We start from the raw sequence: 23,343 nt of genomic DNA on the forward strand, positions 1-23,343 counted from the left end.
GTTATTTACACATATGAGTGCGATTGGTATTGCCCGGCTAAACTGTCTATTTATCGTCAGAATACGTCATCAGAAGATTTGTATTCATTGGAATATAGTGCGGTTCGCCGGCGCGCTTTATACCATAAACAGCCATAACACACCAACTTTTGTTGTGTTTAGTGATGCCCTATAAAGGAAAATTTGGCAGCAAATTGCTTGGCTGATACCATTAGCCACAGATTTTTATTAATCGACAGTTATCTTTTCATTATCTGCATCTCATTAATAACGGCGGCTGGCTATTTACAGCCCCTACGGACACTTTTGCATGGCAATCTCAATCAAAACACCTGAAGATATTCAAAAAATGCGCGTTGCTGGCCGCTTGGCTGCTGAAGTGCTGGAAATCATCGAACCCTATGTGAAACCAGGGGCAACGACTGGTGAACTCGATCGTATCTGTCACGACCATATCACCAACCACCAACAGGCTATTTCTGCCTGCCTCGGGTATCACGGTTTCCCTAAATCTGTCTGCATCTCGGTAAATGAAGTGATCTGCCACGGCATCCCAAGCGATGAAAAAGTGCTGAAAGAGGGTGATATCGTCAATATCGACGTAACCGTGATTAAAGATGGCTTCCATGGCGATACCTCAAAAATGTTTATTGTTGGTAAGCCGACCATTCTGGGTGAACGTCTGTGCCGCGTGACTCAAGAGAGCCTGTACCTGGCGATTAAAATGGTTAAGCCGGGGATCCGTCTGCGGACTCTGGGTAAAGCTATCCAGAAATTTGTTGAAGCAGAGAACTTCTCCGTAGTACGTGAATATTGTGGTCACGGGATCGGTGAAGGTTTCCATGAAGAACCACAAGTTTTACATTACGATGCGGATGACGGCGGCGTAGTCCTGCAAGCAGGCATGGCCTTCACGATCGAGCCTATGGTGAACGCAGGGGATTACCGGATTCGGACCATGAAAGACGGCTGGACGGTAAAAACTAAAGATCGTAGCTTGTCGGCACAGTATGAGCATACTATTGTGGTAACCGATAACGGCTGCGAAATAATGACGTTGCGTAAAGATGACACTATCCCCAACATCATAACGCACGAGTAATAATGACAAGCCGGCACCGCCGGCTTCAGACTGCTGACAAACCCCGATGATGCGATCTTGAACGGTGAGGATAGGCAGAGGAGTAAAGAGTCCGCGCCAAGGAGGGCGCGGCTCGAGCCTACATGGATGTATTTACGGCGTCTTTACGATCTGCCTGTTCTCTCCGTCGCGGGCACTTTGTCAATAACCTCACTTTTTTATGGGCTGCGTTCCTCATCGGGTAAACATATGTCTGACAATCGCACCGAACACTCCCTATCGCTGACGCTCACATCCACTATTCCTGAGCAGCCCGCACTTCCCAGCACTTATCTTGATAGCGACATCAATTGCCCGACACTGAAGCAACGGCTTGAAGCTTTCCAGCGCTGGCAGGCAGAGGCATTTAATAGTGGCACCTGTGCCGAGGTATTAATTGCGGCACGCAGTGATTATATCGACCATCTATTACAGCGGTTGTGGACATTCTATGGTTTTGACAATGTGCCAGAAACAGCTCTGGTTGCGGTCGGTGGCTATGGGCGCGGCGAATTGCATCCATTATCAGATATTGATGTGTTAGTACTGAGTAAGCAGCGTCTGAATGATGAACATGCGCAACGAGTTGGCCAACTCATTACCTTATTGTGGGATTTGAAGCTGGAAGTTGGTCATAGTGTGCGCACACTGGAAGAGTGTTTGCTAGAAGGCCTCGCAGATTTAACCATAGCCACCAATATGATTGAGTCACGGCTGATTTGCGGTGATGTCGCCCTTTTTTTACAGATGCAAAAACATATTTTCAGTGACAGTTTCTGGCCCTCCCCTCAATTTTTCCATGCAAAAGTTGTTGAACAGCAAGAGCGTCATAAGCGCTATCACGGCACCAGCTATAATCTGGAACCCGATATCAAAAGTAGCCCCGGTGGATTACGGGATATCCACACATTACTCTGGGTTGCCCGTCGCCATTTTGGTGCCACATCGTTAAGTGAAATGGTTGATTTTGGTTTTCTCACCAACGCCGAGCGTAATGAACTGAATGAAAGCCAGAGTTTTTTATGGCGTATCCGTTTTGCGCTGCACCTGGTATTGACTCGCTACGATAACCGCCTGCTGTTTGATCGCCAACTGAGCGTTGCTCAACTTTTACGCTACGAAGGTGAAGGCAATGAGCCCGTTGAACATATGATGAAAGATTTCTATCGTATGACACGGCGTGTCAGTGAACTGAACAATATGCTGCTGCAATTATTTGATGAAGCCATACTGGCGTTGGATGCGAATGAAAAGCCGCGCCCACTTGACGAAGAGTTTCAACTGCGGGGAGATTTAATTGATCTCCGTGATGAGAACCTATTTGTTCGTCAGCCTGAAGCGATCATGCGGATGTTCTATCTGATGGTGCGTAATCAGGATATTAAAGGTATTTACTCCACCACTGTCCGGCGTTTGCGCCATGCCCGTCGTCATCTGAAAGCCCCTTTATGTCACATTCCTGAAGCTCGTAAGCTGTTTATGGCCATTTTGCGCCACCCTGGTGCCGTTTCACGTGCGTTACTGCCCATGCATCGTCACAGTGTTTTATGGGCCTATATGCCTCAATGGGGCAGTATTGTTGGTCAAATGCAATTTGACCTATTTCATGCTTATACGGTGGATGAACACACCATCCGGGTTTTGCTAAAAATTGAAAGCTTCGCGGATGAAGATACCCGGCCACGCCATCCACTCTGCGTCGAACTCTACCCTCGCCTACCTCAGCCTGAATTACTGCTGCTGGCCGCACTGTTTCATGATATTGCCAAAGGGCGTGGCGGTGATCATTCAATACTGGGTGCCCACGACGCGGTGGAGTTTGCTGAACAGCATGGGCTTAATTCACGCGAATCCCAATTAGTCGCTTGGTTAGTTCGCTGCCATTTATTGATGTCAGTGACCGCCCAACGTAGGGATATTCAGGACCCGGCCGTTATTCAGCAATTTTCTACCGAAGTGCAAAGTGAAACGCGCCTGCGCTATCTGGTCAGCCTGACCGTGGCAGATATTTGCGCCACCAATGAAAATCTATGGAATAGTTGGAAACAGAGCCTGTTACGCGAGCTTTACTTCGCGACCGAAAAACAGCTACGCCGCGGAATGCAAAATAGCCCTGATTTACGTGAGCGAGTACGCCACCATCGCCTGCAAGCATTAGCTCTACTGCGGATGGATAATATTGATGAAGAGGCACTGCATCGTATCTGGAGCCGTTGCCGAGCGGATTACTTCCTACGCCACTCGCCAAATCAACTTGCCTGGCACGCCCGTCATTTGCTGGAGCACGACTCAACCAAACCGCTAGTCTTGGTCAGCCGTCAGGCTACCCGTGGTGGTACTGAAATATTTATCTGGAGCCCTGACCGCCCATCACTCTTTGCCGCCGTTGTTGGGGAGCTTGATCGCCGCAACTTGAGTGTCCACGACGCACAAATTTTCACCAATCGTGATGGTATGGCGATGGATACCTTTATTGTATTAGAGCCGGATGGCAGCCCGTTGGCACAGGATAGGCACCCAATAATCAGCCATGCATTACAGCAAGCGATAAACCGGTCAGATTACCAACACCCGCCGCGGGTTAGGCGATTGTCACCTAAATTACGGCATTTCAGCGTACCAACCGAAGCTAACTTCTTACCAACCCATAACGAGCGGCGTACTTATTTAGAGTTAATTGCGTTGGATCAACCGGGGCTACTGGCACGTGTTGGCAAAATTTTTGCTGATTTGGGGTTATCACTGCACAGTGCACGGATCACCACTATCGGCGAGCGAGTAGAGGATTTATTTGTTTTAGCAGATAAAGATCGCCGTGCCCTGAGCCTTGAAACCCGTAGTGAATTAGCACAACGATTGGCAGATACTCTCAATCCAAACGATAAACTGTGATACAAATACCTTTTTAGTAATTAAAATTTCTTAAAGTTATTTTTTTACAATTCGCTTTTATTACGACTCATTTTTATTACAACCTATACCCCAGCGATTAGCGTTACAGGCAGCAGCGAATAACACTGTAATGTCAAGTAAGATAGGGTATATCGATATCAGGAAAGAGACCAAGATGCAGCAACTACAAAACGTTATTGAAACCGCCTTCGAGCGCCGTGCAGACATTACGCCAGCGAACGTAGACACCGTAACGCGCGAAGCGATTACCCATGTGATCGATTTATTGGATACCGGCGCTCTGCGCGTCGCAGAAAAAATTGATGGTCAGTGGGTAACACATCAGTGGCTGAAAAAAGCGGTACTACTTTCTTTCCGTATCAATGACAACCAAGTAATGGAAGGTGCCGAAACCCGTTACTATGACAAAGTGCCAATGAAATTCGCAGGCTATGATGAAGCGCGTTTCCAACGTGAAGGTTTCCGCGTTGTTCCACCTGCAACCGTGCGTAAAGGCGCGTTTATTGCCCGCAATACGGTGTTGATGCCTTCCTACGTCAATATCGGTGCTTTTGTTGATGAAGGCACCATGGTCGATACTTGGGCCACCGTCGGTTCTTGTGCGCAAATCGGTAAAAACGTCCATCTATCTGGTGGTGTTGGTATTGGCGGCGTCTTGGAACCACTGCAAGCGAACCCAACCATTATCGAAGATAACTGCTTCGTAGGCGCACGCTCAGAAGTAGTTGAAGGGGTTATTGTCGAAGAAGGTTCTGTTATCTCCATGGGCGTGTTTATCGGTCAAAGCACCCGTATTTATGATCGTGAAACTGGCGAGGTCCATTATGGCCGTGTACCAGCAGGTTCAGTTGTCGTCTCAGGCAACTTGCCATCGAAAGACGGCAGCTATAGCTTGTACTGCGCGGTTATCGTGAAAAAAGTTGACGCAAAAACTCGCAGTAAAGTCGGAATTAATGAGTTATTGCGCACCATCGATTAGAATTAAGAGTAGCGGGCTAATCACCCGCTATTTTTTCACCTTGTATACCAAAGTCATTGGCGACATTTTCCGCCATAATAGAAAGCTGTGGAATATAAAATCAAAAGGGTGGCGTTATGTATGACAATCTAAAAAGTTTAGGCATCACACAACCAGAAGATGTCGATCGCTATAGCCTGCGCCAAGAGGCCAATAATGACATTCTGAAAATTTACTTCCGCAAAGATAAAGGGGAGTTTTTTGCCAAGAGTGTGAAATTCAAATATCCGCGCCAACGCAAGACTGTAGTATCTGATAATGCAGGCCATGGCTATAAAGAAATCAATGAAATCAACCCTAATCTACGCTATGTCATTGATGAGTTGGATCAGCTTTGTAAGCGTGATCAGATTGAAGTTGATTTGAAAAGAAAAATTCTGGATGACCTACGTCACCTGGAAAGTGTTGTCACCAATAAGATTGCGGAAATTGAAGCTGATTTAGAAAAGCTCACCAATGGCCGCTAAATCAGGGTTGGCATAATAATCTCGGTAACCGAATACGTATTGTGACAACGAAAATTGCCACAATACGCAATAAAATCAATATATCAGCGTTACTGAAGCGAGTGACCCCATTGTTCCACCCATGGGGCAGAAACAGCCTCTGGCTCAGAGTGCTCAATAGCATCAATCTCTAACCTTTCGCCAATCCGCACCGCACCCTGCTCTTGCAATAACTCATCGAACGTACGCCCAGCACCACAGAAATTATCATAACTACTGTCGCCTAGCGCAATGACGCCATAGCGTAACTCGGGTTGGAACCCCACCTGCTCACGAACAGCGGCAAAAAGTGATGCGATACTATCCGGGAAATCGCCCTGCCCGGTGGTTGAGGTAATGATCAGAGCATAATGTTGGCGGTAATGCTGCCAGTCCTCTAACGTGCCTTCGTCAAATAACTTTACCTCATGCCCCTGATCTTTCAATATGTTCTCAGCTTCTTCTGCCACTAACAACGCATTACCGTAAACAGTACCAACAAAGATCCCAACTTGAGCCATAAAAGATATTCCTTTGTAGCCAAAAAATCATTCATTATCCTGACTGGTAGCCAGCGGAAACTCAACCCTTTCAAGATGAGGGGCGAGACCCGACCAGCCAAATTGTGACATCAACCCTTGCCAGGGTTCATCCCAACGAGCGCTGAGAGTAAGCACTTCATCGGTCACAGGGTGATTGAGGTGTAAATGACTGGCATGCAGCATTAACCGAGAACAACCAAAATGCTGAGCGACACCTCTGTTCTGACGTAAATCACCATGTGTACTGTCACCAATAATGGGGTGACGGATATGAGCCATATGCCGACGCAACTGGTGCTTACGGCCCGTTTCCGGTTTCAATGCCACCAAGCTATAGCGAGCGGTTTCATAGCGGCCAATCGCCAAAGGAACTTCCACTTGCGCTAATGCTTCATAATGGCTGACAGAAGGCTGTGGAGCCTTATCAGACTTAGCAAACTTATCCGCTATTTTATCCAGCTCTTCGGCCATCGCATAATCAACGGTGCCACCTTCCAATACATATCCGCGCACCACCGCATGATACGTTTTCTGAATCTGGTGTTGCTCAAATTGCAACGACAACATACGAGCCACATCACTGGACAATGCCATGAGTAATACGCCTGATGTCGGGCGATCAAGGCGATGAACGGTATAAACATGCTGACCAATCTGATCGCGCACCGTTTGCATAACAAATACCGTTTCATTACGGTCCAACCAACTACGATGCACTAACCAGCCGGCAGGCTTATTCACCGCAACGATATGTTCATCTTGATAGATAATTTCCAGCATTATTCACTTTCTTTATTCAACAGATCGTCAAGGCACCGTAATTGTGCCAGAAGCGCCGAGTAATCTGGCCGCCCATTACCGCTCAGAGCCTCTTCAAAATACGGCGTAATGGCAAAACGGGTGGGAAACGGGCTATTTAGCTCCAGTAATGCATACATCCGGGGGATAAACACCCACTGTAGCCACTGCTCTGCCGCCATAGTATCAATACTAAAAGGCTCGTTACTCTCAAAAGCTTCTGCTTCCGGTGGGGCGACTTGCCAGAGGTCAGCCTCCCGCATGGCAAACTCAATATCCTGTAAGCTTTGACGCACCCTATTTTCTGTATTCATCATTATGCTCTCAACCCAAAAATTACTACTTACCGGCACCTTCAACGGTGGGCAAGCATATCATTGAAGGGAGAATATGCCCAAATTAACACCATCGTCAATTGGTTCAAGTAACACAAGATCTATACAAAAAAAGGGGTACTGTTTTACCAGTACCCCTCAATTCGTTTTATAGCAATCCAGCTAAAATTGATGCTCCCTGCTCAATCCCTGAAAACTTTTCCGTATGGTTATACTAACCAGCAATCCATCGCAATGTTATACACCATCCCGGCGTTAATCCTTAGGTTATCCTAACCCACCAATCATCCTGAACTGGCTCTCAATCTCCATCCTGGAGGTGTCCCTTGTTTCATCCTGAAACGTCCCTTCACTCGTCCTAAGCAGTCCCTGTGTTCTTCATCCTGAAGCCACATCTTCCAGATGCGTTCCTTCTCCGCCAGATCCTATCCAGCGAGTAAAGGATCGCTTAATCTGCCAAGCGAGACAAGGTAGTGTAACAATAATGATGTATATACTTTTACATATGAAAAAATGAATATTTATAACGAAATGATTTTATTGGATATAAATCTAATACAAGAATTTTACATAGAAAGAATAGAAGTGATGTCTCACAGCTGGTGTGAGAGATCTCGCACACCAGTAACACACGAAGGAGCGAAAACTATGATGTTACTCAGGCAATACCGGTCGTAATGCATCTAAGAAGTGACTGAGCGTTGAAGCCAACAGTATGCGTTTGTCACTACCAAATTGCTCCAAAACAACATTCCCGCTAACGTTACACAATGAAGCCATCGTCATTTCCGACGAAGTGGTCGCTAAAAATAACGTTGGCGAGAGCTTTAACCTTTTCTGTGTAACTAAGTGGCCAATCAGATTTTCCTGTAAACGGATAAAATCATCCTCACTCCACACTTGCAACAATGTAAAACGGTGGTCTCCCAAATCGGCCATCATATCGCCAGCATATTGCTGAGTATAAAAATCATGAATATCGGGATGTAACTGAATCTCCAACGCCCGTTCAATATTGGCCAACGTCGCTTCTGGCAGAAATGCCTGAGGCTGCCAAAATACCTGATCCTCCCCCGTCTCCACAATACAAGGTGAAGGAACGCCATATAGCTCTTTACTGGCAGGCAGATGCCCGGTTTGCTGCTGCCATAAATCAATATAACGTTGAGTAAAACTGCAAAGTGCCGTTGAAACATTCAAATCCATTCTTATTCTCAGTATAGCGGCGGCTTGCCCTGCATCTGAGTGGTAACTGGCTCCACCTCAGAAATACAGTTAAGTGCGGCATAAATTGATAAACTAGCGCTATTGTACCGATCTCTCATCAAGGGAACAGCATGTCTTCGTATCAAAACCACAAGGCGCTGGCGGAACTGACGCTGGGCAAACCAACGGCTTACTGCGACCACTATAACGCCACACTGTTGCAGGCTGTACCACGCAGCATGAACCGTGAACCGCTTGGCCTATATCCAGACAATTTACCATTCCATGGTGCTGATATTTGGACGCTATATGAATTGTCTTGGCTAAACAGTAATGGCCTGCCTCAAGTTGCCGTTGGCGAAATAAGCTTAAACGCAGATAGCATCAATCTGATCGAGTCAAAAAGCTTTAAACTTTATCTCAACAGTTTTAACCAAACTGTTTTTGCCGATAAAGAAAGCGTGCGGATGACCTTACAACGGGATCTGGCTACCTGTGCTCAAGGTAACGTCAGTGTCGCACTGTATGATCTGGATGAAATAACGGGCCAACCCATCGCCAATTTCAATGGCGAATGTCTGGATAAACAAGATATTCGTATCGATAGCTATGAGTTCAATGCTGATTACCTGCAAGGTGCAGCGGGTAAAGATCATGTGGAGGAGAGCCTGGTCAGCCATTTGCTAAAATCTAACTGCCTGATTACCCATCAGCCAGATTGGGGCTCAGTACAAATTCACTACTGCGGCCCACAGATTGACCACAAGGCACTGCTGCGCTATCTGGTCTCTTTCCGCCACCACAATGAGTTTCATGAACAATGTGTAGAGCGCATTTTTAACGACATTATGCGTTTTTGTCAGCCAGAAACATTAACCGTTTATGCCCGTTATACCCGTAGAGGCGGGCTGGATATCAATCCATGGCGTTCCAACACAGATTTTGTACCGCTAACCGGCCGCCTGGCACGGCAATAAATGCGCGCCTGTGCGCAATATTACCGCTCACTGCACGTTAGTATTGGTAAAAAAAGAAAGACAACGTTAAGGTTAATTACAGTATTTTACAGCCTTTTCTGCTGTCCTACAGTGATACACCCTACAGTGATACACGGAATACCCCCTTCAGGGGCAAAGGAGTCATTTTGATTACACATGTCAGCCCGCTCGGCTCAATGGATCTGTTATCACAGCTCGAAGTGGATATGCTCAAACGTACAGCCAGCAGTGACTTGTACCGTTTATTCCGCAATTGTTCATTGGCAGTTCTCAATTCAGGTAGCCTGACCGATAACAGCAAAGAGTTGTTATCTCGCAATGAAACCTTTGATATCAACGTACTTCGCCGTGAGCGAGGAGTTAAACTTGAGTTGGTCAACCCGCCAGAACATGCGTTTGTTGACGGTAAAATTATTCGCTCATTACAAGCAAACCTGTTCGCGGTATTACGCGATATCTTATTTGTAAATGGTCAAATCGTCAGTGCGAACAACTTCCAGCATTTGAATATGGAAAGCTCCAGTCATTTAACTAACCTGGTCTTTTCTATTTTACGTAATGCCCGTGCCCTACATATTGATGAAGAACCCAATATGGTCGTGTGCTGGGGAGGGCACTCAATTAATGAAACTGAGTATCTGTATGCCCGTAAAGTGGGCAGCCAACTCGGTTTGCGTGAATTAAATATCTGCACCGGCTGTGGGCCAGGCGCGATGGAAGCCCCGATGAAAGGTGCTGCTGTCGGGCATGCTCAGCAACATTACAAAAAAGGCCGTTTTATCGGTATGACAGAACCGTCCATTATCGCTGCAGAACCACCAAATCCTCTGGTCAATGAACTGGTTATCATGCCGGATATTGAAAAGCGGCTGGAGGCCTTCGTCCGTATTGCTCACGGCATCATTATTTTCCCAGGCGGAGTGGGTACAGCAGAAGAATTACTCTATCTATTAGGGATTTTGATGAATCCGGAGAATAGTGAGCAAGTACTGCCACTGATTTTAACCGGGCCCAAAGAGAGTGCGGATTACTTCAAAGTAGTGGATGAGTTCATCATGAATACTCTGGGTGATAGCGCTCGTAAATACTACCAGATAATTATTGATGATCCGGACGAAGTTGCCCGTCAGATGAAGAAAGCGATGCCATTGGTGAAAGAGTATCGCCGTAATACTGGCGATGCTTATAGCTTCAACTGGTCTATTCGTATTGAACCAGACTTACAGCATCCGTTCGAACCAAACCATGAAAATATGGCTAATCTGGATCTGTCTCATAATCAACCACCGGAGAAACTGGCCGCAGCATTACGCCGGGCATTTTCTGGGATTGTGGCAGGTAATGTCAAGGAGGTTGGCATTCATGCTATTGAAGCTCATGGGCCATTTAAACTACATGGCGACCCGCAATTGATGAAGCAAATGGACCGCCTACTGCAAGATTTTATTGCTCAACATCGGATGAAGTTGCCAGGTAGCGCCTATACACCTTGCTATGAAATTTGTAGTTGATGAATAGATAATAGTATTTGATGAATAGATAAACTGTACCCAAAGTAATTGAAGTTGTAGTGAGGCAGCAAATAGCGGCCTCGTAGAGGCAAGGCCTATAAATAGGCCGAGTAACGAGAGCTGCTGCAACGCTACAACGTCAAATAAGAAGGGAATTCACTGGGTGACTAACGTTGCCCAACATTACTCTGGCTTAATGACTATTCAGCCCTTACATAAAACAGGTTATGCAAATACACCTTCTTATTGTCGATGCCCTGAATTTGATTCGCCGTATTCATGCGGTGCAGGGGTCACCTTGTATTAAGGCCTGCCAGCAAGCACTGCAACAACTGATTCAACACAGTCAACCCAGCCATGCCGTTGCCGTTTTTGATGAAGATGACCGCTCTGATAGCTGGCGACATCAATGCCTGCCAGATTACAAAGCTGGCCGCTCTCCCATGCCTGATAACCTGCAACAGGAAATGCCACTAATTCGCCAGGCATTTAATGAATTAGGGGTAGCATGCTGGCATTCACCCGGTAATGAGGCCGATGACTTAGCCGCTACTCTGGTGGCAAAAATCGCTGGCGCAGGCCATCAGGTAACCATCGTTTCTACCGATAAAGGCTATTGCCAGTTATTGGCTCCCAATGTCCAAATTCGTGACTATTTCCAAAAGCGATGGCTGGATATGCCGTTTGTGAAGCAGGAGTTTGGTGTATTGCCCCATCAATTACCTGATTATTGGGGGCTGGCGGGGATCAGCAGCAGTAAAATTCCAGGTGTCGCAGGCATTGGTGCCAAAACCGCTACGCTGCTACTGCAACAAGCCGATACGTTGGAAGTGCTCTATCAGAATCTGGAATCAATACCGGAGAAATGGCGTAAAAAATTACAACAACACCAACAGATGGCGTTTACCTGCAAACAAATCGCCACGCTGAAAACGGACTTATTATTGAGTGGCAATCTACAACAGTTACGTTTGAAAAAATAATATACGCATAAAAACTAAGGGGCCAATAGGCCCCTCAGACTGCTGACAAACCCCGATGACTCACTCTTGAACGGTGAGGATAGGCAGAAGAGTAAAGAGTCCGCGCCAAGGATGGCGCGGCTCGAGCCTACATGGATGTATTTACGGCGTCTTTACGATCTGCCTGTTCTCTCCGTCGCGGGCACTTTGTCAATAACCTCAGGGGCCAATAGGCCCCTTAAATATGATGTTACGCTATCGCTAAAACCTAATAACGCTCATCACGGCGGCCCGGTGCACCCGACCAGATACGACGGACATGTACCGTAACTTCTTCGCGGTCATGGTAGAGCTGTTTGGCATGGATATCAGCATTAATACCGTTTTCTTTCAACTGCTCATCCATCATTGCCAAATTTTGTACAACTTCTTCATAGCGCTTTTTCATTGGTAATTTCAGGTTGAAGATCGCTTCACGGCACCAACCATTGACTAGCCATTTAGTGATAAGCTGCGTGACCTTTGTTGGTTTTTCTACCATGTCACACACTAACCAATAAATATTGCTGCGGGTAGGCTCATACTTAAAACCGTCGGCACGGTGATGTGTGACCTGCCCCGTATCCATCAGGCTTTGTGCCATCGAACCATTATCAACCGCTTGTATCATCATGCTGCGTTGTACTAACTGATAAGTCCAGCCACCGGGGCAAGCGCCTAAATCGACAGCATGCATACCACTGGCTAAACGCTCTTCCCATTCATCTGCGGGGATAAATACATGGAATGCCTCTTCCAGTTTTAAGGTTGAGCGGCTTGGTGCATCGGATGGGAATTTAAGTCGAGGGATCCCCATGTAGAATGGAGAGTTATTATTGCTGTAAGAATAACCAACATAACAACAACCCGGTGCAATAAAGAACACATGCACCACTGGCCGATGTGCATTCTCTCGAGCGGACAGAATTTTCTGTTCACGCAAGGCGCTACGCAGAGGCACGGTCAGCTTACGGCAAAACTTGAGTAACTCTTTGCTTTCATTGGTGTCGGCCACCTCAACACGTAACTCGCCAGCTTTTTCAATAACGCCAACCAACATTCCCACGATCGGTGACACACGGTCTTCTGGGGGTAAGTCTTTCAATAACTCCCCCACCACCATCATTTGGCGGGCGAAAATAAACTCGCGGAACGGTATTTCACGGATGAGTCGATCCGCATCCTCTAACTGGTAGCATTCAAACAATACATAGCCACTGTTTTCTTTTACCCGTGCAAAACCAAAGATTTCGAGCTGTGCAGCCTTCTCTGTTATTTCTGCCGCACACTCTTTCTCAAAGCCGGAGCGGCAATATAAAGCAATTTTATTATTCATGGCGTTCTGCCCTTTTTCTTAGACGCAGTGCGCCAATCAACATCAAAATCCATCCCGCCAGAAAACATACTCCGCCTACTGGCGTGATATATACCCACAGTCTCAGGTGTGATAGAGCCAGGCAGTATAAACTGCCGCTAAAGAGTAGCGTTCCGAGCGCTAACAAGGCACCACTCCAGTAAAACCAAAGACTAACCTGCCGTTGCATCGCAACCGCTAATATTAGAATAACCAACGTATGGAACGCCTGATACTCCAGTCCGGTACGAATCCAGGCCATTTCATTCGGCCCCAGAGAGGTACTTAATACGTGAGCTCCGAAGGCGCCGAAAGCAACATAGAAAAAACCGCTCAGAGCGGAAAATATCAGCATTAAACGACTGTTCATCGTTACTAACCTTAAATTAGACAAAGTTATCGTTATATCGCCCGGTACACTCGCCCTATTGTATCGTGGCGAGTGACCATCGTGAATGGGTTGTCATTACTACGCAGACACTGTAATCAATCAAGTGCGGTGATTAACTAAACATTATAATTAACCAAACATTATAATTAACCAAACACTGTGATTGATCAGTTATCATAACGAAAACGTAACTTCTCCTGCTCACTGGCAGCCCTTGCCAGTATCCACTGACGGAAGGCGGCTATTTTACCCAGTTCTGCCTGACTGTCATGGCAAACCAGATAAAAAGCATTTTTACTCACCAAAACATCGTTAAACGGGCAAACCAATCGGCCCGCTTCGATCTCAGACTGAGCCATGACATTATTCACCAAAGCAATCCCTTGTCCATGAACCGCGGCCTGAACCACCATGGCGCTGTGGCTAAATATCGGACCTTGCTGCACATTAATCTGCGGTACCCCCAGTTGGCGGGTATACGCTAACCAGTCACGGCGTGAAGTATCATGCAACAAGGTGTGATTAGCCAGATCTGATGGTACTTTTAATCCATTCTCACCGGTTAGTAAGCTAGGTGCGCAGACTGGCAATAGGAATTCAGCATACAAGCGTTCTGTACGCAGCCCACTCCAATTGCCGCGGCCATAGAATATCGCGACATCCACATCATCAGCGAGCTTATCTTCTTCCCGATCCACCGCTTGGATCCTCACATCAATACCTGGGTAGGCCGCATTAAATCCTGACAAACGAGGAACCAGCCATTGAATGGCAAAGCTGGGCGGTAAACTGACGGTTAACGCCCCCTTAGCACTGCGCGCTTGCAACTTACGAGTCGCTTCATTAATAGAAGTGAAAATCTCTTTGATATCGAGGTAATAACTCTGCCCTTCTTCGGTCAACAGCAAAGAGCGATTACGTCGGCGGAACAATTTCAGCCCAAGAAAATCCTCCAGCGATTTGATCTGGTGGCTAACAGCGGCTTGAGTAACAAATAACTCCTCGGCTGCTTTAGTGAAACTTAGGTGACGGGCGGCGGCATCAAAAGCCCGCAAGGCATTCAGGGGTGGTAATCGTTTTGACATGAATTGGACACTTTTTTATAACGGCCCATCATCAGATGAAACCCTTTGTTTACTTATTAGTTTTTATAATCCGAGCCATTATAAATTGTCCATTGAGGATGCGCTAGTAAATACCTATAGTGACGGCACTTCCCCGAGCCGGAACGAAAAGTAGGTTTGGTATCCCAGGTACTGAAATGCTTTTGGCTTTGTGGTTGTGATGTTGTGTTTGCAAATGGTCTGGTATGCCAGACATAGTAGCTAAGCTACTGCTTTTTTTCACTTCCTGTACATTTACCCTGTCTGTCCATAGTGATTTTATGCAGCACCGCTATTTTGGCGGTGCTTTTTTTTATCCTATTTTCGAGATTAAATTTAAGTTGCTGCTGATACCTCCTAACGTTGTATCAGGCCTCTTTTCCCTCTCGGTTTAGCATTAAGCTCGTTATCTTTAGTCATTTTTTACTTCTTAGCGATTTACCTATTGTCAGACACCATTCATACCGGGGTGACTGATCATCTCTGTCTCATCGTCTACTTTCGGTTTACCATCAGCAACGATAGTGCAACCATCACTAATGTGTATAACGTCAATGTGTATAACGTCAGTATGCACAACATCATTGCTCAAACACGTGACCATGATAAAAGCAAAAAAATTCGAGGTCACTCACAGGATGCCAACAACAGTATGAAAGTTTTTAACCCAATAGATTTTCGTCGAGAATTCCCTGCGCTCAGTGATAAATTAACCTATCTGGACAGTGCGGCGACCGCCTTGAAACCACGCGCAATGATTGAAGCGACGCAGCAATTTTATCAGCAGGATTCAGCAACGGTACACCGCAGCCAACATCAATCGGCATTATCATTAACGGTTCGTTTTGAAAACACCCGCCAACAAGTGGCTGATTTTATTAACTCATCCACAGCAGAAAATATTATCTGGACACGCGGAACAACTGAAGCCATCAATCTGATCGCGCAAAGTTATGCCCGCCCCCGTTTACGGCCTGAAGATGAAATTATTGTCAGCGAAGCTGAGCATCATGCGAATTTAATTCCCTGGTTGATGGTAGCGGAGCAAACCGGTGCCAAAATAGTCAAATTACCGATTGGCCTTGATCACCTGCCAGATTTACAACAACTACCTCAATTACTTAATGAGAAGACACGCATCTTAGCGCTGGGGCAGATGTCTAACGTAACAGGCGGTAGCCCTGATCTGGCTCAGGCTATTAGGCTGGCTCACCAATATGACTGTGTTGTCGTGGTTGACGGTGCTCAGGGAATTGTTCATTGCCCAGCCGATGTTCAGGTATTGGATATTGACTTTTATGCATTCTCTTCCCATAAATTGTATGGCCCAACCGGCATTGGCGTGCTGTATGGGAAGACTGAATTATTAGAAGAGATGCCCGCCTGGCAAGGCGGCGGTAAAATGCTTACCCATGCATCATTCGGGGGCTTTACACCTCATGAAGTGCCTTATCGCTTTGAAGCGGGTACACCCAATATTGCTGGCGTTATTGGTTTATCAGCGGTACTCAAATGGCTGGAACATATTGATCTGGAAGAGGCCGAAGTTTATAGCCAAGGTTTAGCTACAATGGCAGAAAATAAGCTCGCACAATTACCGGGTTTTCACAGTTACCGTTGCCAGCAATCCAGTTTATTAGCATTTACTTTCGATGGTGTTCATCACAGTGATTTAGTGGCGTTATTGGCCGAACAAGGTATCGCACTACGTGCTGGGCAGCACTGCGCGCAGCCACTGATGGCAGCTCTGGGAGTCAATGGCAGTCTGCGGGCTTCTTTTGCGCCTTATAATACACCCCAAGATGTTGAAATGCTTTGCTCTGCGCTTGATAAGGCATTGGAACTGCTTCGAGACTAACTGCTGCCAACGATCGTTTCGATATACCCTAAATAATTCCAGTGGCAAGGGGGCGGCAATCAAGTGACCGAAAGCAGTCAACATACAAGTAACTTGAAGAATGGCGGGTGTAAATATCAATATGAAAATAAGATGAGAATATGATGATTGCCCCACATCCTTTTGGCCATGACATTACGGCTACTGACCTGATCGAAAAATTCAGTGTTCACAAACAGTGGGAGGATCGCTACCGTCAGTTAATTCTGCTGGCCAAGCAACTCCCACCGCTGCAGGATACATTGAAACAAAATGGGCTAGAATTGACGGGTTGTGAAAACAGAGTCTGGCTCGGACACCAACATTTGCCAGATGGCACGTTGCATTTCTATGGCGACAGTGAAGGCCGTATAGTGCGGGGGCTACTAGCCGTGATTCTAACCGCCGTAGAGGGGAAAACACCACAACAGGTGCTGGCCGCAGACCCCTTGGCCCTGTTTGAGCAACTGGGGCTGCGCCAACAACTCAGCACCTCGCGAGCTAACGGGTTACAAGCACTGGCTCAAGGTGTACGAACCATCGCGGCCAAATACGCAGAACGATAACTCTATACAGAATAATAATTATATAGAAAAATAAGCGATTATGACGCAGTGGCGGCTGACTCATGCTGACGGGCCGCTTTAGCCATCATCTTCTTCAATACATGGGACACAGCAACAAAGCCAAACGTGGCAGTGACCATCGTTGCCGAACCGAATCCAGAGGTACAATCCATTTTTTTAGGTCCTTCGGCAGTGCTACGGGATGCACACACAGAGCCATCGGCTTGTGGATAGACCAAAGGCTCACTGGAGAAAACGCAATCAATACCCAGCTTGCCTTTGCTATTTTTCAACACGTTAAAATCATTTTTCAGTCTTTCGCGCAGTTTAGCAGCTAAAGGATCTTGGATAGTTTTAGCCAGATCAACCACTGCAATACGGGTTGGATCAATTTGCCCACCCGCTCCACCGGTAGTCACCACTGGGATTTTATAGCGACGGCAGTAAGACAATAGCGCAGCTTTTGGGCGCACACTATCAATTGCATCAATAACATAGCTGAAATTCTTATTTAAAAGCTCAGCGACATTATCCGCAGTAATAAAATCATCAATACAAGTCACATGGCATTCAGGATTGATGGCCAGAATACGCTCGGCCATGACGTCTGTTTTAGCCTGCCCTATGTTGTGGCGCAGAGCATGGATTTGACGGTTAGTATTCGTGACACAAACATCATCCATATCAATTAGTGTAATCGCACCGATACCAGTACGCGCCAATGCTTCCGCCGCCCATGAACCTACGCCGCCAATACCGATGACACAAACATGCGCCTGTGAAAAAAGCGCCAATGCTTGTTGGCCATAGAGGCGTGCAATACCACCAAACCGCTGTTGGTAAGCTTCGGAATAGGCTGTGCTCATAGACTTGTTACCTTAATAACGTAGAAATAATAAATGGCTTCAAAAAATACTCTTCGTACTCAATAAGATTCTAAGTACTCATGGAAAAGCGGGAGGTTATTGACAAAGTGCCCGCGACGGAGAGAACAGGCAGATCGTAAAGACGCCGTAAATACATCCATGTAGGCTCGAGCCGCGCCATCCTTGGCGCGGACGCTTTACTCCTCTGCCTATCCTCACCGTTCAAGATCACGTCATCGGGGTTTGTCAGCAGTCTGAGCGGCCGATTGGCCGCTTAATCAAAACAAATGTTTACCCTGCATATCCGCTGACTTATCGATCCTGATTATTCACCAGTAATGACGAATCATTGCTGGCAGGCTCGCTCTGCGTGCCACCTTTATAAGCAGTGAACAACGGACCACTGCTTTGTGCATTTTTCAGTACCCAGACCCGGCCATAATGGTTGTAGAACCCAGCGGCCTGACCTGCCTCATGACCAATCCCCTGATAAATATCAAAATGTTGGCCTTTTATTGCGCCCCCAACATCCAATGCCACCATCAGACGCATTTGATATTTACCGGTAAATTTTCCTTGGTCATCAAGTACAGGCACTTCTGCCAACAGGGTGGTACCCGGCGGAATCAGTGATTTGTCTGATGCCACAGAGGCTTTAGCAATCAATGGGACCGCACTGGCTCCTTTAACTGGCGCATACATTACCGGTTTAAAGAAAACGAAAGAGGGATTCTGCTCCAACAACTCTCTGACTTCAGCTTCACTGTGGTTTTCAGCCCATTGACGGATAGCCTGCATCGACATATCAGCCCTTGCTACTTCACCGCGATCAATAAGTACTTTGCCGATACTGCGGTAAGCGTGACCATTTTTACCCGCATAACCGAAGAATGTCAGAGGCCGCCCATCACCATAATCAACATAGCCGCTGCCCTGAACTTCCATCATGAAATTGTCTACCAGTGAATTGGTATACGCGATGATTAAATTACGGTTATCCAGCGCACCAGCATAAATCGCCGCCCGATCCGGTAAACGGCGTTTTCCTTTAGCAGGCATACGATACAGCGGATGACGGAATTCGCCTTGTGGCGTGTAGCGGGCCTGAAGCACAGGTGTGTAGTAACCGGTAAATTGTACGTTACCGAAGTTATCTACACCTTCCATCTGATAAGCATTCAAACCAAACAAACTCAACTTACTGGTATCAGCACCAGCCAGCATCCAGTTTTGTACCGCATTGAATGTATCGCTGTTGCGGTTATACAGACCCAGTGAAGACTGATTAATCACTTTCACCTGATCAGAATAATCTTTGGCGTTGACTGGCTTACCTGTCGCATTGGGTTCATTCACCAGTTCCAGTGATTGCTCCAGACGACCATCCTTATATTGTTGCCCACGATCGGTTGGCCGTGATTGGCAACCAGCCAGAACGGCAATCATTATTCCACTCAGTAGGTATTTGCCCCAACGACTTGTCATTTCACGCCTTCTCTTTAACTCATTTTATCTACCGGCGAACGATAACAAACGCCTATGGATAAAGGAATCAGCAGGCAGAAAAAAATCTCAATGACTGTTATGGAGAAAAAAAAAACAGATAGACGATAAAATAATCGAAAAAACATATTTACAGGAATTTTATGGTAAAACTACTTGCAACAGATCTCATCCAGAGTATAGTGCGCTCAATCGGACGCGGGGTGGAGCAGCCTGGTAGCTCGTCGGGCTCATAACCCGAAGGTCGTCGGTTCAAATCCGGCCCCCGCAACCAACCGATACTGATTACCAGCAGTATCAAATGTAGTTCGATAGTGTTGAAATTTAAGATGTATTCAGTAAAATAGCGGTACATTTGAATTAAGAAGTGGTAAAGAGTTAAGCGATAAAAAGCTGACTTGTATAAAACTGATTAGTGCAGAGTTAATAGTGTAATGACGGACGCGGGGTGGAGCAGCCTGGTAGCTCGTCGGGCTCATAACCCGAAGGTCGTCGGTTCAAATCCGGCCCCCGCAACCAATTACATTATAATATCGTGAAAGAAACAGCAGTAAGATAGAAAATAAGTATTAAGACGGACGCGGGGTGGAGCAGCCTGGTAGCTCGTCGGGCTCATAACCCGAAGGTCGTCGGTTCAAATCCGGCCCCCGCAACCAATTCTTAATCATATTGATATCATCATTAGGCACCCTATCGGGTGTTTTTTTGTTTCTGGCATTCTATGCCTTCCCTGGCACTCCCCTAAGCGCAAGTGCTTATCTGCGCCTGCTACATAATAGCTTCGCCCTAGTGCATTGAACTATAACCACGCTATTTATAGTCACTCTATTTTTGACAGAAACACCCATTATTTTACAGAAATACCAATCACAATCGCGCCATTGCCCCACCATTAGCGAAATACGCTTTAATACCAGAAAAAATAGATTCCGCTATCTGTTGCTGAAAACGACTGGTGCGTAATTTCCTCTCTTCTTCCAAATTACTGATGAACGCAGTTTCTACCAGAATTGATGGGATATCAGGTGCCTTTAATACCGCAAATCCTGCTTGATCGACACGATTTTTGTGCAATTTGTTGATTTTACTCATCCGACTCAGTACTTCTTTACCAAACTTCAAGCTATCGTTGATAGTTGCGGTTTGTAATAAATCAATAATGGTATGGTCAAGATAAGGGTCACCACTTTTGCTAACCCCACCAATCTGATCAGCCTCATTTTGTGTCTGGGCCAGAAAACGAGCGGCAGCACTGGTGGCTCCTTTGGTCGATAAAGCAAAGACCGAGGAGCCACTCGCCGCCCGATTGGTAAAAGCATCGGCATGAATCGAAATGAATAAATCCGCACGAAGCTTACGTGCTTTTGCCACGCGTACTTTCAGTGGGATAAAGACATCTTCATTACGAGTCATAAACACCCGCATATTGGCTTCTTTCTGAATCAACGCCCGTAGCCGACGGGCAATTTGTAGCACGACGTCTTTTTCCTTGGTTTTATTTTTGCCAATAGCCCCCGGATCTTCCCCGCCATGCCCAGGATCCAACATGATAATAATGGGTCTGTCACGCCCTGCTTTACCTGCTTTGGGCGTTTCTGGTGGCAAGGTTCGATCCACATTACCTTTATTATAATCCTCCAATAGGGCCAGCAGAGGATCATCTTCTGCCGATGTGCCCCCCTCAGCAGGGTACAGATCGACCACCAAGCGATTACGAAATTCAGCGAAAGGTTTTAGAGTAAATAATTGAGGGCTGATACTTTGCTTCAATTCCAATACCAAACGGACAGTATTTTTATCAAACTGCCCTACCCGCGCCTGTTTAAGATAAGGGTCAGCGGATTGAACTTGCCGACTGATCTCTTTCAATACGCTATTTAGCTGTACGCCTTCAATATCAACAACAATACGATCAGGATGAGTTAAGGCGAATTGGCGGTACTTCAGTGGTGTATTTGACTCTAATGTGACTCGGGTGTAAGTAGAAGAGGGCCATACCCGGACAGCGACAATATGTGAAGATGCGGCAAATCCAACCCGGCTTATACTCAGCATCCAAGCTGCTGCGGCACCTTGTAATAAACGGCGACGACCAGAATTATGATTTGAATCTGCCATGTAACTCCAAAGTAACAACTAAAATCTAATAAAAAAACAAACCAAAAAAAATTATGAGGAAAAACTTTAACGAATCAATTTAATGCTGTCATTAGAAAAACATCTTTATGTTACTCAGTTTATTAATGCATACACTTTATGTATATGCAGTTAGTATCAATTTCGTGCTTGCCATCTTGGTCAAAAAAGAATAAAAATACAAAAATACCGAATAAAAATTCAAAAGAGGATCTGCCGTGAAGGAACGTAGTACCGAACTGGTTCAAGGATTTCGCCACTCAGTTCCCTATATCAATGCGCACCGCGGCAAGACATTTGTTGTCATGTTGGGTGGCGAAGCGATTGAACATGAAAACTTCTCTAGTATCGTCAACGATATAGGCTTATTGCATAGCCTTGGGATCAGATTAGTCGTGGTATACGGTGCCCGACCACAGATTGACAGTAATCTGGCAGATCATAACTACGAACCTATTTATCATAAACATACCCGTGTGACTGACGCCCGGACTCTCGAGATGGTCAAGCAAGCAGCCGGTTTATTACAACTGGATATCACAGCCAGACTTTCAATGAGTTTGAACAACACCCCACTGCAAGGTGCACATATCAACGTAGTTAGCGGTAACTTTATCATTGCTCAACCGCTAGGTGTGGATGATGGTGTTGATTATTGCCATAGTGGGCGTATCCGGCGCATTGATGAAGAAGCGATTCATCGCCAATTGGATAATGGTGCTATCGTTTTGCTGGGGCCTGTTGCGGTATCGGTCACGGGTGAGAGTTTTAATCTCACATCAGAGGAAGTTGCGACTCAGTTAGCCATCAAACTGAAAGCTGAGAAAATGATTGGATTCTGCTCATCGCAAGGGGTGACTGATAGCGAAGGTAATATTATTTCAGAGCTGTTTCCAAACGATGCGCAAAAGCGGATTGAAGACCTGGAACAAGATGGGGATTATAATTCGGGCACAGTACGTTTTCTGCGTGGCGCAGTTAAAGCATGCCGCAGCGGTGTGCGCCGTAGCCATTTACTCAGCTATCAGGAAGATGGTGCTCTGATTCAAGAACTCTTCTCCCGTGACGGTATCGGTACCCAGATTGTCATGGAAAGTGCGGAGCAAGTACGCCGAGCCACTATCAACGACATCGGCGGTATCTTGGAACTGATCCGCCCATTGGAACAACAAGGGATCTTGGTGCGCCGTTCACGTGAACAATTAGAGATGGAGATCGATAAGTTTACTATTATTGAACGGGATAATTTAACTATCGCTTGCGCCGCCCTCTATCCGTTCCCTGATGAACATATTGGTGAAATGGCTTGTGTCGCGGTCCATCCAGATTATCGCAGCTCCTCCCGGGGAGAGATGCTACTGAATAGGATAACCAATCAGGCGCGGCAAATGGGCCTTAAAAAGCTGTTTGTGCTGACCACACGCAGCATTCACTGGTTCCAGGAACGCGGTTTTACACCTGCAGAGGTAGATGTTTTACCCATTCAAAAACAGGAGCTGTATAACTATCAGCGCCGTTCAAAAATCTTGCTGGCCGACCTGTAACCGCCACCTTAATCCTTTTGTACTTGCGTACTTGAAATTAGGGGCAGTGGCAGTGCCTATATTCACTCACTCAGATC

23 protein-coding genes, 3 tRNA genes and 1 pseudogene are annotated in these 23,343 nt (G+C 46.3%); 15 read left to right on the forward strand and 12 right to left on the reverse strand.

From position 1 onward, the window contains the following. Positions 1–310: 310 nt before the first annotated feature. From map to AC971_RS08095, 5 genes are all read left to right on the forward strand, one after another. Positions 311–1,102: a type I methionyl aminopeptidase gene (map, locus tag AC971_RS08080; RefSeq protein WP_025380997.1), complete on the forward strand. Its 792-nt coding sequence runs from the start codon at positions 311–313 to the stop codon at positions 1,100–1,102. Positions 1,103–1,224: 122 nt separating this feature from the next. Next, the gene (locus tag AC971_RS25740; RefSeq protein ID WP_072071371.1) at positions 1,225–1,326 is read left to right on the forward strand and encodes a gluconate 5-dehydrogenase; all 102 of its coding nucleotides are present in this window, start codon (positions 1,225–1,227) and stop codon (positions 1,324–1,326) included. 4 nt (positions 1,327–1,330) lie between these two features. Beyond that, entirely contained in the window at positions 1,331–4,012 is a 2,682-nt protein-coding gene (gene glnD / locus AC971_RS21905) for a bifunctional uridylyltransferase/uridylyl-removing protein GlnD (RefSeq protein ID WP_025380998.1), read from the forward strand. A 175-nt stretch (positions 4,013–4,187) separates the two neighbouring features. Then, entirely contained in the window at positions 4,188–5,012 is an 825-nt protein-coding gene (gene dapD / locus AC971_RS08090; protein WP_002212128.1) for a 2,3,4,5-tetrahydropyridine-2,6-dicarboxylate N-succinyltransferase, read from the forward strand. Between the two features lie 116 nt (positions 5,013–5,128). Next, the gene (locus AC971_RS08095) at positions 5,129–5,518 is read left to right on the forward strand and encodes a DUF3461 family protein (protein WP_025380999.1); all 390 of its coding nucleotides are present in this window, start codon (positions 5,129–5,131) and stop codon (positions 5,516–5,518) included. 89 nt (positions 5,519–5,607) lie between these two features. Here AC971_RS08095 and AC971_RS08100 read toward each other — a convergent pair whose 3' ends face one another. The 4 genes from AC971_RS08100 to syd all read right to left on the reverse strand — a co-directional run bounded on the left by AC971_RS08100 (position 5,608) and on the right by syd (position 8,417). Further along, positions 5,608–6,057: a flavodoxin gene (locus AC971_RS08100; protein WP_025381000.1), complete on the reverse strand. Its 450-nt coding sequence runs from the start codon at positions 6,055–6,057 to the stop codon at positions 5,608–5,610. A gap of 27 nt (positions 6,058–6,084) precedes the next feature. Further along, positions 6,085–6,858: a tRNA pseudouridine(65) synthase TruC gene (truC, locus tag AC971_RS08105; protein WP_025381001.1), complete on the reverse strand. Its 774-nt coding sequence runs from the start codon at positions 6,856–6,858 to the stop codon at positions 6,085–6,087. Next, entirely contained in the window at positions 6,858–7,190 is a 333-nt protein-coding gene (locus AC971_RS08110) for a YqcC family protein (protein ID WP_025381002.1), read from the reverse strand. Before AC971_RS08110 ends, truC begins: the two co-directional genes overlap by 1 nt. 675 nt (positions 7,191–7,865) lie before the next feature. Next, positions 7,866–8,417: a SecY-interacting protein gene (syd, locus tag AC971_RS08115; protein ID WP_025381003.1), complete on the reverse strand. Its 552-nt coding sequence runs from the start codon at positions 8,415–8,417 to the stop codon at positions 7,866–7,868. Positions 8,418–8,548: 131 nt separating this feature from the next. Here syd and queF point away from each other — a divergent pair, with 131 nt between their 5' ends. The 4 genes and pseudogenes from queF to AC971_RS25080 all read left to right on the forward strand — a co-directional run. Then, on the forward strand, positions 8,549–9,394 hold the full coding sequence (gene queF, locus AC971_RS08120; RefSeq protein ID WP_025381004.1) for an NADPH-dependent 7-cyano-7-deazaguanine reductase QueF: 846 nt from the start codon (positions 8,549–8,551) through the stop codon (positions 9,392–9,394). Positions 9,395–9,561: 167 nt separating this feature from the next. Next, positions 9,562–10,926 carry a nucleotide 5'-monophosphate nucleosidase PpnN gene (gene ppnN / locus AC971_RS08125; protein WP_025381005.1) on the forward strand — a complete coding sequence of 455 codons (1,365 nt, stop codon included), beginning with the start codon at positions 9,562–9,564 and terminating at the stop codon, positions 10,924–10,926. Between the two features lie 227 nt (positions 10,927–11,153). Then, positions 11,154–11,909: a flap endonuclease Xni gene (gene xni / locus AC971_RS08130; RefSeq protein WP_025381006.1), complete on the forward strand. Its 756-nt coding sequence runs from the start codon at positions 11,154–11,156 to the stop codon at positions 11,907–11,909. A gap of 131 nt (positions 11,910–12,040) precedes the next feature. Then, positions 12,041–12,109: pseudogene (locus AC971_RS25080) on the forward strand (gluconate 5-dehydrogenase); the annotation flags it as partial. A 47-nt stretch (positions 12,110–12,156) separates the two neighbouring features. On the opposite strand, the gene rlmM reads toward AC971_RS25080, so the two are convergent. From rlmM to AC971_RS22875, 4 genes are all read right to left on the reverse strand, one after another. Then, the gene (gene rlmM / locus AC971_RS08135; protein WP_025381007.1) at positions 12,157–13,263 is read right to left on the reverse strand and encodes a 23S rRNA (cytidine(2498)-2'-O)-methyltransferase RlmM; all 1,107 of its coding nucleotides are present in this window, start codon (positions 13,261–13,263) and stop codon (positions 12,157–12,159) included. Then, positions 13,256–13,651, reverse strand: coding sequence for a DUF423 domain-containing protein (locus tag AC971_RS08140; protein ID WP_025381008.1), 396 nt, complete (start codon positions 13,649–13,651; stop codon positions 13,256–13,258). The genes rlmM and AC971_RS08140 overlap by 8 nt, the downstream gene beginning before the upstream one ends. Positions 13,652–13,839: 188 nt before the next feature. After that, positions 13,840–14,757, reverse strand: coding sequence for a transcriptional regulator GcvA (locus AC971_RS08145; protein WP_025381009.1), 918 nt, complete (start codon positions 14,755–14,757; stop codon positions 13,840–13,842). Between the two features lie 466 nt (positions 14,758–15,223). Then, a complete protein-coding gene (locus tag AC971_RS22875) occupies positions 15,224–15,337 on the reverse strand; it encodes a DUF903 domain-containing protein (protein ID WP_080984334.1) in 114 nt (37 codons plus the stop codon). A gap of 90 nt (positions 15,338–15,427) precedes the next feature. Between AC971_RS22875 and csdA the strand changes: the two genes are divergently transcribed. Further along, the gene (gene csdA / locus AC971_RS08150) at positions 15,428–16,633 is read left to right on the forward strand and encodes a cysteine desulfurase CsdA (protein WP_025381010.1); all 1,206 of its coding nucleotides are present in this window, start codon (positions 15,428–15,430) and stop codon (positions 16,631–16,633) included. Between the two features lie 140 nt (positions 16,634–16,773). Further along, complete coding sequence (csdE, locus tag AC971_RS08155) at positions 16,774–17,217, forward strand: cysteine desulfurase sulfur acceptor subunit CsdE (protein WP_025381011.1); 444 nt, start codon at positions 16,774–16,776, stop codon at positions 17,215–17,217. Positions 17,218–17,255: 38 nt separating this feature from the next. Here csdE and tcdA read toward each other — a convergent pair whose 3' ends face one another. The 3 genes from tcdA to mltA form a co-directional block, all read right to left on the reverse strand. Then, positions 17,256–18,083, reverse strand: a complete 828-nt coding sequence (tcdA, locus tag AC971_RS08160) for a tRNA cyclic N6-threonylcarbamoyladenosine(37) synthase TcdA (protein ID WP_025381012.1) — start codon at positions 18,081–18,083, stop codon at positions 17,256–17,258. A gap of 59 nt (positions 18,084–18,142) precedes the next feature. Continuing rightward, a complete protein-coding gene (locus AC971_RS24220) occupies positions 18,143–18,244 on the reverse strand; it encodes a gluconate 5-dehydrogenase (protein ID WP_144236038.1) in 102 nt (33 codons plus the stop codon). 151 nt (positions 18,245–18,395) lie between these two features. Beyond that, entirely contained in the window at positions 18,396–19,568 is a 1,173-nt protein-coding gene (gene mltA / locus AC971_RS08165; protein WP_025381013.1) for a murein transglycosylase A, read from the reverse strand. A gap of 215 nt (positions 19,569–19,783) precedes the next feature. Here mltA and AC971_RS08170 point away from each other — a divergent pair. From AC971_RS08170 to AC971_RS08180, 3 genes are all read left to right on the forward strand, one after another. Further along, positions 19,784–19,860: transfer RNA gene (locus AC971_RS08170), tRNA-Met, on the forward strand. 168 nt (positions 19,861–20,028) lie between these two features. After that, positions 20,029–20,105: transfer RNA gene (locus AC971_RS08175), tRNA-Met, on the forward strand. Between the two features lie 60 nt (positions 20,106–20,165). Then, a tRNA-Met gene (locus AC971_RS08180) sits at positions 20,166–20,242 on the forward strand. A gap of 211 nt (positions 20,243–20,453) precedes the next feature. On the opposite strand, the gene amiC is transcribed toward AC971_RS08180, so the two are convergent. Further along, positions 20,454–21,704 carry an N-acetylmuramoyl-L-alanine amidase AmiC gene (amiC, locus tag AC971_RS08185; protein ID WP_025381014.1) on the reverse strand — a complete coding sequence of 417 codons (1,251 nt, stop codon included), beginning with the start codon at positions 21,702–21,704 and terminating at the stop codon, positions 20,454–20,456. A 236-nt stretch (positions 21,705–21,940) separates the two neighbouring features. Here amiC and argA point away from each other — a divergent pair, with 236 nt between their 5' ends. Continuing rightward, on the forward strand, positions 21,941–23,266 hold the full coding sequence (gene argA / locus AC971_RS08190) for an amino-acid N-acetyltransferase (protein ID WP_002211624.1): 1,326 nt from the start codon (positions 21,941–21,943) through the stop codon (positions 23,264–23,266). Positions 23,267–23,343 lie beyond the last annotated feature (77 nt).

The organism is Yersinia similis (assembly GCF_001053095.1).
Taxonomy (GTDB): domain Bacteria; phylum Pseudomonadota; class Gammaproteobacteria; order Enterobacterales; family Enterobacteriaceae; genus Yersinia; species Yersinia similis.

What these genes read in the sequence shown, in the direction of transcription:
- queF (WP_025381004.1), top strand. Translation starts at nt 8,549, where the DNA reads ATGTCTTCGTATCAAAACCACAAGGCGCTGGCGGAACTGACGCTGGGC.
- map (WP_025380997.1), top strand. Translation starts at nt 311, where the DNA reads ATGGCAATCTCAATCAAAACACCTGAAGATATTCAAAAAATGCGCGTT.
- AC971_RS08140 (WP_025381008.1), bottom strand. Translation starts at nt 13,651, where the DNA reads ATGAACAGTCGTTTAATGCTGATATTTTCCGCTCTGAGCGGTTTTTTC.
- AC971_RS08100 (WP_025381000.1), bottom strand. Translation starts at nt 6,057, where the DNA reads ATGGCTCAAGTTGGGATCTTTGTTGGTACTGTTTACGGTAATGCGTTG.
- amiC (WP_025381014.1), bottom strand. Translation starts at nt 21,704, where the DNA reads ATGGCAGATTCAAATCATAATTCTGGTCGTCGCCGTTTATTACAAGGT.
- syd (WP_025381003.1), bottom strand. Translation starts at nt 8,417, where the DNA reads ATGGATTTGAATGTTTCAACGGCACTTTGCAGTTTTACTCAACGTTAT.
- xni (WP_025381006.1), top strand. Translation starts at nt 11,154, where the DNA reads ATGCAAATACACCTTCTTATTGTCGATGCCCTGAATTTGATTCGCCGT.
- AC971_RS24220 (WP_144236038.1), bottom strand. Translation starts at nt 18,244, where the DNA reads ATGGATGTATTTACGGCGTCTTTACGATCTGCCTGTTCTCTCCGTCGC.
- csdE (WP_025381011.1), top strand. Translation starts at nt 16,774, where the DNA reads ATGATGATTGCCCCACATCCTTTTGGCCATGACATTACGGCTACTGAC.
- dapD (WP_002212128.1), top strand. Translation starts at nt 4,188, where the DNA reads ATGCAGCAACTACAAAACGTTATTGAAACCGCCTTCGAGCGCCGTGCA.
- AC971_RS08095 (WP_025380999.1), top strand. Translation starts at nt 5,129, where the DNA reads ATGTATGACAATCTAAAAAGTTTAGGCATCACACAACCAGAAGATGTC.
- csdA (WP_025381010.1), top strand. Translation starts at nt 15,428, where the DNA reads ATGAAAGTTTTTAACCCAATAGATTTTCGTCGAGAATTCCCTGCGCTC.
- tcdA (WP_025381012.1), bottom strand. Translation starts at nt 18,083, where the DNA reads ATGAGCACAGCCTATTCCGAAGCTTACCAACAGCGGTTTGGTGGTATT.
- mltA (WP_025381013.1), bottom strand. Translation starts at nt 19,568, where the DNA reads ATGACAAGTCGTTGGGGCAAATACCTACTGAGTGGAATAATGATTGCC.
- glnD (WP_025380998.1), top strand. Translation starts at nt 1,331, where the DNA reads ATGTCTGACAATCGCACCGAACACTCCCTATCGCTGACGCTCACATCC.
- AC971_RS08110 (WP_025381002.1), bottom strand. Translation starts at nt 7,190, where the DNA reads ATGAATACAGAAAATAGGGTGCGTCAAAGCTTACAGGATATTGAGTTT.
- AC971_RS08145 (WP_025381009.1), bottom strand. Translation starts at nt 14,757, where the DNA reads ATGTCAAAACGATTACCACCCCTGAATGCCTTGCGGGCTTTTGATGCC.
- AC971_RS25740 (WP_072071371.1), top strand. Translation starts at nt 1,225, where the DNA reads ATGGATGTATTTACGGCGTCTTTACGATCTGCCTGTTCTCTCCGTCGC.
- rlmM (WP_025381007.1), bottom strand. Translation starts at nt 13,263, where the DNA reads ATGAATAATAAAATTGCTTTATATTGCCGCTCCGGCTTTGAGAAAGAG.
- truC (WP_025381001.1), bottom strand. Translation starts at nt 6,858, where the DNA reads ATGCTGGAAATTATCTATCAAGATGAACATATCGTTGCGGTGAATAAG.